This is a genomic window from Tsuneonella suprasediminis (assembly GCF_003605755.1).
In the GTDB taxonomy this organism is placed as follows: Bacteria; Pseudomonadota; Alphaproteobacteria; order Sphingomonadales; family Sphingomonadaceae; genus Tsuneonella; species Tsuneonella suprasediminis.
In genome coordinates, this window is the sequence record NZ_RAHJ01000014.1 from 161,555 (window position 1) to 174,471 (window position 12,917).

At 62.2% G+C, this 12,917-nt stretch carries 10 protein-coding genes and 1 riboswitch; of the genes, 2 read left to right on the forward strand and 8 right to left on the reverse strand.

The genetic code is table 11. From position 1 onward, the window contains the following. Positions 1 to 47 precede the first annotated feature (47 nt). The 5 genes from D6858_RS04430 to D6858_RS04450 form a co-directional block, all read right to left on the reverse strand. The gene (locus D6858_RS04430; RefSeq protein ID WP_120107529.1) at positions 48 to 2,525 is read right to left on the reverse strand and encodes a ligase-associated DNA damage response DEXH box helicase; all 2,478 of its coding nucleotides are present in this window, start codon (positions 2,523 to 2,525) and stop codon (positions 48 to 50) included. A gap of 317 nt (positions 2,526 to 2,842) precedes the next feature. Then, complete coding sequence (locus D6858_RS04435; RefSeq protein ID WP_120107531.1) at positions 2,843 to 3,730, reverse strand: hypothetical protein; 888 nt, start codon at positions 3,728 to 3,730, stop codon at positions 2,843 to 2,845. Between the two features lie 24 nt (positions 3,731 to 3,754). After that, positions 3,755 to 5,158 (reverse strand): phosphoglucomutase/phosphomannomutase PgmG, encoded by a 1,404-nt coding sequence (pgmG, locus tag D6858_RS04440; RefSeq protein WP_120107533.1) that lies wholly within the window; start codon positions 5,156 to 5,158, stop codon positions 3,755 to 3,757. Positions 5,159 to 5,170: 12 nt separating this feature from the next. After that, on the reverse strand, positions 5,171 to 5,500 hold the full coding sequence (locus D6858_RS04445) for a J domain-containing protein (protein ID WP_318286482.1): 330 nt from the start codon (positions 5,498 to 5,500) through the stop codon (positions 5,171 to 5,173). Then, positions 5,487 to 6,299, reverse strand: coding sequence for a division plane positioning ATPase MipZ (locus D6858_RS04450; RefSeq protein ID WP_120107932.1), 813 nt, complete (start codon positions 6,297 to 6,299; stop codon positions 5,487 to 5,489). Before D6858_RS04450 ends, D6858_RS04445 begins: the two co-directional genes overlap by 14 nt. A 110-nt stretch (positions 6,300 to 6,409) precedes the next feature. Here D6858_RS04450 and panC point away from each other — a divergent pair, with 110 nt between their 5' ends. Next, on the forward strand, positions 6,410 to 7,261 hold the full coding sequence (gene panC / locus D6858_RS04455) for a pantoate--beta-alanine ligase (protein ID WP_120107535.1): 852 nt from the start codon (positions 6,410 to 6,412) through the stop codon (positions 7,259 to 7,261). Between the two features lie 19 nt (positions 7,262 to 7,280). Here panC and D6858_RS04460 read toward each other — a convergent pair whose 3' ends face one another. Then, on the reverse strand, positions 7,281 to 8,972 hold the full coding sequence (locus D6858_RS04460) for a M28 family metallopeptidase (protein ID WP_120107537.1): 1,692 nt from the start codon (positions 8,970 to 8,972) through the stop codon (positions 7,281 to 7,283). Between the two features lie 168 nt (positions 8,973 to 9,140). Between D6858_RS04460 and D6858_RS04465 the strand changes: the two genes are divergently transcribed. Next, positions 9,141 to 10,613, forward strand: a complete 1,473-nt coding sequence (locus D6858_RS04465) for a helicase HerA domain-containing protein (RefSeq protein WP_225082575.1) — start codon at positions 9,141 to 9,143, stop codon at positions 10,611 to 10,613. Positions 10,614 to 10,621: 8 nt separating this feature from the next. Here D6858_RS04465 and D6858_RS04470 read toward each other — a convergent pair whose 3' ends face one another. Together D6858_RS04470 and bioD are read right to left on the reverse strand one after the other, a co-directional pair. Then, positions 10,622 to 11,875: an adenosylmethionine--8-amino-7-oxononanoate transaminase gene (locus D6858_RS04470; RefSeq protein ID WP_120107541.1), complete on the reverse strand. Its 1,254-nt coding sequence runs from the start codon at positions 11,873 to 11,875 to the stop codon at positions 10,622 to 10,624. Then, positions 11,872 to 12,495, reverse strand: a complete 624-nt coding sequence (bioD, locus tag D6858_RS04475; protein ID WP_120107935.1) for a dethiobiotin synthase — start codon at positions 12,493 to 12,495, stop codon at positions 11,872 to 11,874. The genes D6858_RS04470 and bioD overlap by 4 nt, the downstream gene beginning before the upstream one ends. A 135-nt stretch (positions 12,496 to 12,630) precedes the next feature. Beyond that, positions 12,631 to 12,854: riboswitch (cobalamin riboswitch) on the forward strand. Positions 12,855 to 12,917: the final 63 nt, after the last annotated feature.

A 12,917-nucleotide genomic window follows, 5' to 3' on the forward strand; every position in this document is an offset into this window, starting at 1 on the left:
CCTCGTCGGCCGGGGTGGTCCATCCACCAATACCCCGCTCTCCCGACTTAATCTTCGTCCGATATATGCGGCCACTCGGTCCGCATGGCGGTGGCTGCCAACGTTTCAGCTTCCAGCAGCAGTTCATCGTCGATCGCGCCCTGAGGCAGGCTTTCGCGCCCGATCATCGTCATCACCGGCACAGCAAGAGGGCTCACCCGGTCGAGCGTCACATGTTCGAGCTCACGCTCCGCCCGGTTAAGCAGATCGGCCAGCCGTGCCACGTCGGTCATGCGCGATCGGGCATCGGCCCACGCCGCTTCCAGCAATACGTGATCGGGCTCGTACTTGCGGAGCACATCGTAAATCAGGTCGGTCGAAAAGGTGACCTGTTTCCCGCTCTTGCGTTTACCGGGGTGCTGCCGCTCGACCAGCCCCGATATCACCGCCACTTCGCGGAATGCCCGGCGCAGCAGATGCGATTCTGTCACCCAGTCGATGAATTCGTGCGCCAGTATGTCGGGTGACAAAAGCGGTGCCGGGTCGGTCACCGGGCGCAGGCCCCACACCGCTAGCGAATAATCGTTGGCGATAAACCCGCCCGGCGAAAGCCCGCGCTCTTCCATCCGCCGGGTGATCAACATCCCCAGGCTCTGGTTCGCATTCCACCCTTCGAAAGTGTAGTACACGCTGAAATGCTTGCGGCCATGGGGGAAGCTTTCCACCAGCAGTTGCCCCGGCCCCGGCATCCGACTTCGCCAGTCCTGCACCTCCAGCCATTCGCGCACATCATCGGGAAAACGTGCCCAACCGGCCCGGTCAACCAGCATTTCCCGCACCCGCCCCGCCAGATGGGTTGTCAGAGGCAAACGTTGCCCGCCGTAACTGGGAATCATTCCGGCAGTCTTGCTGGCGCGAACCTGCAGTTCCATATCTTTGATCTGCTCAACCTCCAGCGTCATTCCGGCAAACCGAAATGTATCGCCCGGACTCAGCGCGGCAGCAAAGCGTTCCTCCACTTTGCCGAGCGAGCGCCCGTTGCGGAACCGAACATCGAGCATTTCCGAATCCACGATGATCCCGGCATTCATCCGGTGCCGCGCGGCATGTTCGGGATGGGCCAATCGCCATGTCGCCCCACCGTTTGCATCGCCATCCACGCCGCCCGGTTCGCGCACAATACGATGGAACCGATCATACGCTTTCAGCGCATATCCGCCGGTGGCGACGAAATTGAGCACTCGCTGCCACACCTCCGCGTCAATCCACACATAGGCCAGCGAGGAACGCACTTCGGCCAGCAACGCTCTTTCGCCAAACGGCCCGGCACAGGCACAGGCCATCACGTGCTGAGCCAGAACATCCAGACTGCCCGGCCGAAAATCCTCCCCGTCGCGCTGTCCTGCGTCCACTGCATCTTTTGCTGCAGTTGCTTCGAGGAATTCGAAACGGTTTCCGGGCACCAGGATCGCCCGGCTCGGCTGATCGAGCCTGTGGTTGGCCCGCCCGATCCGCTGAAGCAGACGGCTCGATCCCTTGGGCGCACCCATCTGCACCACGCAATCGATATCACCCCAGTCCACACCCAGATCGAGACTGGCCGTCGCCACCAGAGCCCGAAGTTCGCCACGCGCCATCGCGCCTTCCACCTTGCGGCGGGCTTCCTTGCTCAGCGATCCGTGATGGATGCCGATCGGCAGATTGTCATCGTTGGCATCCCACAGCAGCTCGAACACGAATTCAGCCAGAAAGCGCGTGTTGGTGAACACCAGCGTCGTGCGATTATGGCGAATTTCCTCGTATAGCTGCGGAATCGCCCACCGGCCCGCATGGCCACCCCACGGCACCCGTTCCTCATGGGGCAACAGAATCTCGACCTGCGGCGGTGCGCCCTGCTCCCCTTCGACGAGCGCCACGCTGTCGATATCGCCCCACGGGGCGAGCCATTCGCGAAATGCCTGCGGATCGGCCACGGTGGCCGACAGCGCCGTGCGTTGCATCTGCGGAGCAATCGCCTGCAACCGGCTGAGGGCCAGCGCCAGCAGATCGCCGCGTTTGCCCGTTGCAAAGGCGTGAACTTCATCGATCACGATCCGCTGCAGACTGGCAAACATCGTCAGACTGTCAGGATAGCTCAGCAGCAGCGAGAGCGATTCGGGCGTGGTGAGCAGGACATGCGGTGGACGGGCGCGCTGGCGCTTCTTGCGGTCGGACGGGGTGTCGCCACTACGCGTTTCCACCCGGATCGGCAGGCCCATCTCTTCAATCGGGGCCATCAGATTCCGCTGCACGTCATGCGCCAGAGCCTTCAGCGGCGAAACGTAGAGCGTGTGCAGCCCTTCGGGCACCGGTGCGCCATCCAGCCGCGACGGGCAGAAATCGGCCAGAGTGGGCAGAAAGCCGGCCAGAGTCTTGCCTGCGCCGGTATCCGCGACCAGCAAGGCATGGCGCCCATCGTCGCGGGCATCGAGCATCTCTGCCTGATGGCGCCGCACGCGCCAGCCACGCCCCGCGAACCACCGGTCGATTTCAGGAGGAACCGTCATCACCCCCAGCTTACGCGAGATTCCCGCGCAGATTCAGCGAAATCGTCCACTCATCACAACCCATTGTCGCACAACACGCGAGAGTGGCAAGCGGAGGCAAGAAAAAGGCCCGACTGGAAAACCAGTCGGGCCGAAAAGTCTGGGAGAGGATGCCTGAAAGGCAGGTTCTTTGTGCACCGCATCATTTCCTTTCGCAACTGCAAAATTATCAGGCGCAGTTGCGTAAAACGCAATTTTTAGACATCCTATTGTTTATAAAGTATTTTTATTGATGCGCATACGTCTGCACGTAAAATAATTACGCGGGAAAGATCGAATCATTCTGTGTCGATATCCTCGCTCACTTCCTCTGCCCGTATTTCCGCAGCTCTCGCCATGCCTTCTTCAAGCTCCCGGGCGCTCAGACCGGTCAGCTCGGACAGGCGTGCACGTTGCTCATCCGACAGATCGGCCCAGCCACGCAGCGGCGGAAGAGCGGCAGTTGCGGTCTTCACCTCTTCCTCCATATCAGCGAGAGCGCCCATCGCATCAGGCAACGCCTTCATTGTCGCGGCAATAAAGCGCGGATCGCTCGACATCGTGAAAGATTTCCGGGCGAAGGCGACGCCGCTGTCGGTGGAGAAGAACGCATCGATATCGCTCAGCTCTTTCTGATCGAAATAGACGGCATAGGCTTCCGACAGAGCCGCGCGGACGCCCGGTTCCATCGCCGTCATCATTTTGCCCATTGCGCCCTGCACCGTAGTCATTTCCAGCTTGCGCCGTTCCTGCCACGCGGGATCGAGCAGAGCGGAAACCTCGGCCAGCTGATCGGAATCGAGGTCGATCTCGCCTTCCTCCACCCCGATCTGTTTCGCCACATCTGCGGGCGATGCATCTTCGAACTTGCTCATCATCGGGCCGATGATCTTGTTGAACATCGATCCCATCATTTCGCCATAGGTGCCCGGCGGGACCATTTTGTCGACGATCTTTTTCGCCAGCGGCAGGCGCTGCTCCTGATCCTCCGTCAGCGGTTCGGCTGCGAACATCGACGACAGAACCGCCATCATGGCGGCATCGTCCGGCGTTGCAGATTCCGGTTCGGCATCGGCAGATGCATCAGCCACAACTGCGTCTTCCGCTACACCCTGTGCCAGTGCAGGCAACGCACCAAACGCCAGCGCAGCAGCTGCTGCGCCAACAAATGTTTTGCAGATTCTCATTTCATATCCCCCAATCCGACAGGTTCAGTGCCCGGCCTGCTCGCCGCGCTCCAGCCCTGAAAGTTGCAACTGTTCATCGATCTGCGCGACCAGCCGGTCCAGCCCGCCCTGACTGTCGCTCTCCGCGCGGGCGACCAGCACATCCTGCGTATTGGATGCGCGCAGCAGCCACCAGCCATCAGCGGTCGTCACTCGCACACCGTCGGTGCCGTCAACTTGCGCGTCAGTGCCCGCCAGCCGAGTCTTGACCTCGTCGATCGCTGCGAATTTCCGGCTTTCATCGACCTGAAAGCGCATTTCGGGCGTGTTCACCAACGCGGGCATCTCGCCGCGCAATTGCGTGACCGATTTGCCCAGCCGCGCCGATGCCGCCATCAGCCGCACGGCAGCGTAGAGCGCATCGTCATAGCCATAATATTCGTCGGCAAAGAACACATGCCCGCTCATCTCCCCGGCCAGCGGCGCCTGTGTTTCCTTCATTTTGGACTTAATCAGGCTATGCCCGGTCTTCCACATAACCGGCTGCCCGCCATGCGCGGCGACGTGTTCGAACAACGCGCGACTGGCCTTCACATCGGCAATCACCGTCGCGCCGGGGCGGCGGGATAGCAGGTCTTCGGCATAAATCATCAGTAACTGATCGCCCCAGATAACCCGCCCTTCGCCGTCGATCGCCCCGATCCGGTCGCCATCGCCATCGAATGCCACTCCGAAATCGAGGTTCTTCTCCGCGACGAGCCGCTGAAGATCTTCCAGATTGGCGGGGACAGTGGGGTCTGGATGATGGTTGGGGAAATTCCCGTCGACATCGGTGTAGAGCAGATGATGTTCGCCCGGCAGACGTCCAGCAAGCTGTTCGAGTGCAGGGCCGGCAGCGCCATTGCCGGCGTCCCACCCGATCCGCAGGGCAGACAAAGTGTCGCTGTCGATCCCGTCCAGCCCCTGCAGCATCCGATCGATGTAAGCATCCATGACATCGCGGGTTTCGACCGTGCCCGTTCCGTCGAGCCAGTCCCCGGCTTCGGCAAGGCGCCCGATGGTCAGGATATCCTCCCCAAAGAACGGGCGACCCATAAATACCATCTTGAAGCCATTGTAATTGGCGGGATTATGGCTGCCGGTTATTTGAATACCGCCATCGACATCATCCGCTGATGCCTCTGCAAAATAGAGCATCGGCGTCGCGCCCATCCCGATCCGAACCACATCGCAGCCGCTGCCGGTCAGCCCTTCGATCAGCGCGGATTCGAGCATCGGGGAGCTGACCCGGCCATCGTATCCCACCGCCACCTTGTGGCCACCAGCCCGCCGCAACAAAGTGGCGAAACCGCGACCAATAGCGCGGGCGTCTTCTGCCCCCAGTGTTTCGCCGATGATCCCGCGAATGTCGTATTCACGCAGGACAGTGGAATCGAAGGTGTGATTCACAGTGGCAATTCCTCAGTTCTTGTCGGGCAATTGGTTCAACAACAGATCACGCGCCGCATTGGTTTCATGGACCTGTTCGCCGGAACCACCCCGATCCGGATGGACCAGAGCAATGCGGCGGCGATGCGCCTCCACAATATCCTTGCGCGTCGCATTCGCATCCACACCCAGCAGCTTTCGCGCATTCAGCACCGCCTGTTGCCGGGTCGGCGGTGTCCGCAGATAATCCCACGGCCAGCGCCCCAGCATCATGCGGCAGGCAAATGACACAATTGCGGCAAGGATCAGCAGGCGAACCATCGTGCCCTTGCTAGCCGGTTCGGCGACATCAAGCCAGCGCAAGCTCCGGCGCTTGTTTCGCGGGCATCGGCAGGTTCAGCGACTTGATCAGTTCGCGCAGTTCCTGCCGTGCGACAAGGTGGCTGGTGCCGAGTTCCCCCAGGTGCCCCTTGTCCAGCAAAGTCAGGCCGGAGGGGAACAGTTCGCGATATATCACGCGCTCCGACAACCCTTGCGACACCCGGAAACCGACCCGCCTCGACAGTTCCTTCAGAGCCTGTTCGATACGCACCATATTGCGCGCCTCGACATGGCCGGTACGGTTGCGGACGACGACCCAGTCCATTTCGCGCCGCCCCTGTTCAATCTGGCTGCGGCTGCGTTTCAGGCGGGCTTCCCAGATCAGTTCGGCATAGAAGCTGAGGCGGCGAACCTTGAAGGTTTCCGCATCGACTTGCCCGATCAGGTCGAAATCGACGAAGCTGTCGTTCAGCGGCGTGACCAGCGTATCGGCTTCGGTCGCGGCATGGCGGGCCAGCGGATCATCGCGGCCGGGGGTATCGAAGACCACGAAATCGACGCCTTCGCCTACTTGCGCGACCAGCGCCTCCAAATCTTCCGGGCGCTCGCTGTCGAGCACGTCGAACCGCGCGGTGGGCAGATCGATTTCGCGTCGCTCCATCGTTTCCTTGCGGTTTTCGAAATAACGGAACAGCGTCCGCTGCCGCGGGTCGAGGTCGATCGCGGCAACCCGTGCGCCCTGATATGCCAGCGCCACCGCGACATGGACCGCCGTGGTCGATTTGCCCGTGCCACCTTTCTCGTTCGCGAAAACGATGCGATGCGGGGCGGTGTTCGTCACGGGCGGTGTTCCATTGCTTGCGGCCGGCAATCCGGCGATTGTGTTGGTGGGCCCATGCGCGCTAGTGCGCGGCAGAGCCACTTCCCGGCTTTATCCAAGGGCCAGATGCCATGCAAACCGTGACCACGCGCGAGATGTTGAGAACAGCCGTCGATGGCTTGCGCGCAGAGGGGCGCACACTGGCGCTGGTGCCGACAATGGGCGCCCTGCACGAAGGCCATCTGACATTGGTGCGCGAGGCGAAATCGCGAGCGGATTCAGTGGCTGTATCGATTTTCGTCAATCCCACGCAGTTCGGTCCGAACGAAGATCTCGATGCCTATCCCCGGCGCATGGCGGAAGATTCCGCATTGCTGGAAAAAGAAGGGGTCGCGCTGCTTTGGGCGCCGGGTGTGGCCGAGATGTATCCCGATGGATATGCCACGAACGTGTCGGTATCGGGCGTGAGCGAAGGGCTATGCGGCGCAGCGCGACCGGGTCATTTCGACGGCGTGGCCACGGTCGTTTGCAAGTTGTTCAATCAGGTGCGCCCCGATCTCGCGCTGTTCGGGGAAAAGGACTGGCAGCAGCTCGCAGTGATCCGCCGGATGGCAGCCGATCTCGATCTGGTGCGCCCGCATGTTTCCGCGATCCACGGGGTGCCGACCGTGCGAGAGGCGGACGGACTGGCCCTGTCCAGCCGCAATCAGTACCTGTCGCCCGAACAGCGGCAGCAGGCGGCGGAATTGCCGCAGGCGATGCGCGATGCCATCGCTGCGCTCCACAGCGGCAGCGCGGTCGCGCCTACCCTCGCCGCCATGGAAGCGCATCTGTTGCAGGCCGGGTTCGCGTCGGTCGATTATGCCACACTGGCCGATGCCGCTTCGCTCGTCCCGCTCGACAGTCTCAGCGGGGCACCGGCGCGCCTGCTGGTCGCCGCGCGGATCGGCGGCACCCGTCTGATCGACAATATGGCGGTGTGAAGCGGAACCGGCAGCCCGGTTACTTGCGCTTGCCCGCGAATTCGGAACCGGGCTTCCACTTCGGCCAGGCATCGCTATCGGCCAGTTCGCGCCCGATGGCATAGCCAAGATCAGCATCCTGCGCCGCGCCCGACAGATCCCAGTCCGCTTTCCAGTCGTCGCACGGCTGATGATAGCAATTGGCAGTGAAATCGCTCACCCATTTGTCCCCCGCCGCTCGACCGCCGTTGACCAGATCGACCCCGCCGCCCAGCGCCATAACGATCAGCGAAGGCACACCGCGCTTGGCGAAGCTGAAATGATCGGCGCGATAGAACAAGCCGCGTTCTGGCCTGGCATCGGGCGTGATCGTCCGCCCTTGCGCCGCAGCCGCCTTCGCCAGATAATCTTCCAGCGTCGATTGCCCCTTACCGATCAGCACGAAATCGCGCGCCTTGCCATTGGGTTGCAGGGTATCGAACGTAATATCCGCGACCATTTTATCGGCAGAGTACAGGTTGGATGCAACGAAGTGTTCGGAGCCCAGCAAGCCGCGCTCTTCGGCGGTCCAGATGCCGAACAGGATCGTGCGCTGCGGCGGAGTGCCGGATTTGAACATCCGTGCCACTTCCATCATCGCCGCGATGCCCGATGCATCGTCCAGCGCACCCGCACGGATTGTCTTGCCCCGCCCATCTGCGGTCGCGCCAATGCCATAGGCATCCCAGTGCGCGCCGTATGAAATGGTTTCGGCAGGGCGGGTCGCGCCGGTAATTTTCGCGATCACATTGTGGCTCTGCACGGTTTCGCTGCTCACCGGGACATTGGCAGACAGCCGTGCGCCGACGAGTGGAACGGGCTTGAAATTACGGCTGCGGGCAGCAGCCACCTGCTTCGCCAGATCGAGTCCGGCAGCGGCAAACACCCGCTGCGCCGCATCGCCCGACAGCCAGCCCTGAATCATCAACCGGCCTTCGCCATCCGGCCCCTGAACCAGATCGTAGTTCTCCCCGCCCGGACTGACTATCGTGTTCCAGCCATATCCCGCCGCGGGGGCATCGTGCACGATCAGCGCGCCAATCGCCCCCTGACGCACGGCTTCCTCGAACTTGTACGTCCAGCGACCGTAATAGGTCATCGCCTGACCGCCGAACAACCCGGCATTGGGCGCGCCCTCTGCCAGCCCGAAATCGGGATCGTTGACGAGGAAGACTGCGATCTTGCCTTTGAGGTCCGCTCCCTTGAAATCGTCCCACCCCTTCTCAGGAGCGGTCACGCCATAGCCGACGAAGACCAGCGGCGCTTTGTCCACCACGGCACGATCCACGTTGCGCTGGGTAGAGATATAGACATCTTCCCCCTGACGCAGTGTGATCGCGCCTCGTTTCGTCGCCAGTTGCAGCGGCGCACCGGTATCCAGTTTTGTGTGGAGCAATGGGACCTGGGTGGTCCATGCACCGTTCGGCCCGCCGGGTTCGAGGCCCAGTTTCCTGAACTGTTCCACCAGATAGGCGATGGTTTTGGTTTCGCCCGGCGTACCGGGTGCGCGCCCTTCGAATTCGTCTGACGCCAATGTCCTGATGATCGCATCCATACGCGCCGGATCGGCCTGAGGCGCACTATCGTGCACGGCCGGCGCCGACGTAGCGGCAACGGCGGGCGGGTTCGCAGTCGCGCATCCGGCAAGCGCAAGCGAGACAATGGCTGCGGCGGTATAATGGCGAAGTGTCATGATCTGCGTCCCTGTTCGACTTTGGCGATTACATATTGTCATAGGCCTGCCTCCCGCCGCTTGCAAAGCGCAGGCGATGCGCCCGAATACGCGCCCTTTGGGCCAAAGCTCTGGAAAACACCGCGTGCGCCCTTGGATCGAATCGCCTTCGGCCCCAAGTCCCGCCACGTGAGTGCACCCATTCGAATTGGCGTCGATCAGGCGGAACGGCCGGTGATGATCGATATAGAAGAACTGCTGGCCACTCGCCTGCTGGTGCAGGGGAACAGTGGCTCGGGCAAATCACACCTGCTGCGCCGCATTCTCGAAGAAAGCGCATCGATCGTACAGCAGATCGTGATCGACCCCGAAGGGGACTTCGTATCGCTGGCCGAACCGTTCGGACATATCGTGATCGATGGCTCCGCCTATTCGGCGGCGGAACTGACCCGGCTCGCCGCGCGCATCCGCGAACATCGTGCATCGGTGGTTCTCGCGCTCGACGAACTGGAGATCGAGGCGCAGATGCGCTGTGCCGCGCTGTTCCTGTCCAGCCTGTTCGATGCCCCGCGCGAACAGTGGTTCCCCGCTCTGGTGGTGGTCGACGAAGCGCAGATGTTCGCCCCTGCCGCTGGCGGCGAAGTGAGCGACGAAGCCCGTCGACTGAGTCTGGCCGCAATGACCAACCTGATGTGTCGGGGGCGCAAACGCGGACTGGCCGGGATCGTCGCAACCCAGCGACTGGCCAAGCTGGCAAAGAATGTCGCAGCGGAAGCATCGAACTTCCTGATGGGGCGCACTTTCCTCGATATCGATATGGCGCGTGCTGCCGATCTGCTGGGCATGGAACGGCGACAGGCCGAACAGATCCGCGATCTGGCGCGGGGCCAGTTTCTGGGGCTGGGTCCGGCGATCAGCCGCAGGCCAGTGTCGGTGAGGATCGGCTCAGTGAAGACTGGCGGACGCTCTGTGGTGCAGGATCTGGCGCCCCCGCCGACCGCTTCGCCCGACGAACTCCACGCCTTGCTGCACGAAGATCTGCACGAGGAACCCGCGACCGCGCCAGAACCGGCCCCCGCCCCGCCCAAGCCGCATACCGACGCGCTGATTGGCGAGATTGCCGCCACATCGCTCAAACTGCCCGAACCCGCCGCCGATGCGCCATCCGCAGAATCGCGCTCTCAGGAAGAGGTGGACGCGGCGCTGGCGCAGATTCTGCGCGATCTGGCTGCCGAAGAAGGCTGCACCTTCCAGCCACCGGCCAAGCTGTTTCAGGACTTCACCGTGCGCTGCCGGATGCAGCGCCTTACCGCTGGCCGCGTGGATATGACAGTGTTTCAGCGCCGGTTTGCGATGGCAGTGGCGGGTGTCACCGATCCGGCCAGCGAACCCTGGCCCGATATTCTCCGCATCGCGGCGGTGCTGCCCGATGACTTGCTGGCTCCGTTTCTGGCGATTGCCAAAGCGGCCAGCGAAGGGGCGCCCTGCCCCGACGACGATGAACTGGCGCGGCTCTATGGCACCAGTTCACCGGGCCGATTGAAACGACTGCTCGATCATTACGAGCGTGTGGGCATCATCGTGATGCGGACCGATTTCAGCGGCCGCCGCTCTGTGTTCATCCCCGAACTGGGCACGTCGACCGAACCGTTGGAGGCCTGAACGGGCAATCAGCCTGCGATGCAATCCAGCACTTCGCTGACCGCATCGTAAACTGCCCCCAGCTCATCGTCGGTGATGCAATACGGCGGCATAACGTAAACCGTATTGCCCAATGGGCGCAGCAGAACATTGCGTTCGCGGAACATCGCCAGCATTTGCGGCGCAAGGTCGGATAGATACCCTTCCGCATCCCCCACTTCGAACGCTGCAATCGTGCCCAGCCTGCGGGGATTGCGGACCAGAGGATGCGCGGCAGTCCGGCGCAAATACCTCTCCTGCCTTTCGCCCAGTGCAGCGATCCGCTCAATCACCGGTTCCTCGTCCCAGATCGCCAGATTGGCGTTGGCTGCGGCGCAGGCGATGGGGTTGGCGGTGTAGCTTGAGGAATGGAAAAACATCTGTGCGCGGTCGGTGCTGTAATGCGCGGCAAAGATCGGTTCGCTCGCCATCGTTACCGCCAGCGGGATTGCGCCACCGGTAATCCCTTTCGACAGGCACAGGATATCGGGAGCGATGTCGGCCTGTTCGCAAGCCAGCAATGCGCCGGTCCGGCCCCACCCTGTCATCACTTCATCCGCGATGAACAGCGTGTCATACCGTTGGCAGATGCGGTGCATTTCAGCGAGCGTATCGGCCCTGTAGAACAACATCCCCCCCGCGCCCAGCACCAGCGGTTCGACAATAAATGCCGCCGCCCCTTCGCGGCAAACTCGTTCCAGCGCATCGAACGTCGCCTGTTCGTGCCCCGCAGCAGGAAAGGGGATCGACGTGACATCGAACAACAGCGGTTCATACGCCCGATTGAACGCTCCGCGCGCGCCGACCGACATCGTGCCAATCGTATCGCCGTGATAGCCATGATCCATCACCGCGATCCGATGGCGATCTTCGCCGCGATGCAACCAGTAACCGAGCGCCATTTTCAGCGCCACTTCGACGCTGGTCGATCCAGAATCCGAAAAGAACACCCGTGTCAGACTGGCAGGCATCCGCGCGCGCAAGCCCGCCGCCAGCCGTTCCGCCGGTTCGTGCGTCCAGCCTGCGAAAATGATCTGGTCGAGTTTGTGCGCCTGTTCGGCAATGGCAGCGGCGATTTTCGGGTGTGCATGGCCATGGGTCGTGACCCACCATGACGAGATCGCATCGATCACTTTCGCCCCGGATCGCGTGTGCAACACCGCACCTTCGGCCCCGATGACTTCGGGAATCGCATGTTGCAGGCCATGTTGTGTGAACGGATGCCAGACAGCAGATTCGCTCATCGGAAAAACTCCATGTCGAAACCACTGAGGATTGCCGCCTGCAAGCTGTCGGGATCGAGCGATGTCAGATGTGGCAAGCGGCCAAGCCGCGGCACCCTGGCTATCTCGCAGATCGTCCGCTCACTGTCGTCTTCCGCCGGACCGACAAAGGCGATGCCAAGAATCGGCACACTCCGCGCGCGCAGGGCCTCTATCGTCAGCAGGCTGTGGTTGATCGTGCCCAGCCCGGTGCGGGCGACGACGATTGTCGGTTGGCCCCAGCGGGCGAACACATCTGCGTAGAGGATCTCCCGCGTCACCGGGACCAGCGCACCGCCCGCCCCCTCCACCACCAGCGTCCCTTCCACGTCTGGTAGGGCCAGCCGTGTGGGATCGATTTCCACCCCATCGATTTCTGCCGCGCGATGGGGTGAACATGGTGTGGCCAGCCGATATGCCTCTGGCACAATCCGCTCTGCCGGAACGCCCAGCTTGCTGGCAGAGGCCGTGTCGGTTCCGTCTTCCAACCCGGCTTGCACCGGTTTCCAGTAATATGCGCCAATGGCAGCAGCGAGGCCCACCGCGAATACCGTTTTGCCGACATCGGTATCGGTTCCGGTCACAACTATCACGCGGCGCATAGGCGTTCTCTTCATGGATGATGGCAATCGCACAGGCGTGTAATGATCCCCTCCCTCATCTGCAAACTGCCAGATTTCGAGGAGATATTGCAGAAACCATCGCACACGGTATGCCATGCGCGTGCGATGGCGTGCGCCATTGCACCCCGCGCAGGTGCCCACCGGGCATAATAGGGAACATGGTAAGGCTGGCACCTGATGCGAGCCCGATCCAGGGCTGTCCCTGCAACTGTGAGCGGCGAGCGTGATGCACAGGCGCGGAGGCTATCTCCGGGCCAGCCACTGGTCGACAAACCGGGAAGGCGTGCGTCAGGCGACGACCCGCGAGCCAGGAGACCTGCCTGCGCGTGTCGCTCGATGCCTCGGTTCAGGGACTGGCCAGGGCACGGACCATCCGTTCGAGCGACGAATACCCGACGAGT

Coding starts and splice junctions, on each gene's coding strand:
- D6858_RS04430 (WP_120107529.1), bottom strand. CDS start 2,525: ATGACGGTTCCTCCTGAAATCGACCGGTGGTTCGCGGGGCGTGGCTGG.
- D6858_RS04435 (WP_120107531.1), bottom strand. CDS start 3,730: ATGAGAATCTGCAAAACATTTGTTGGCGCAGCAGCTGCTGCGCTGGCG.
- panC (WP_120107535.1), top strand. CDS start 6,410: ATGCAAACCGTGACCACGCGCGAGATGTTGAGAACAGCCGTCGATGGC.
- D6858_RS04460 (WP_120107537.1), bottom strand. CDS start 8,972: ATGACACTTCGCCATTATACCGCCGCAGCCATTGTCTCGCTTGCGCTT.
- D6858_RS04470 (WP_120107541.1), bottom strand. CDS start 11,875: ATGAGCGAATCTGCTGTCTGGCATCCGTTCACACAACATGGCCTGCAA.
- bioD (WP_120107935.1), bottom strand. CDS start 12,495: ATGCGCCGCGTGATAGTTGTGACCGGAACCGATACCGATGTCGGCAAA.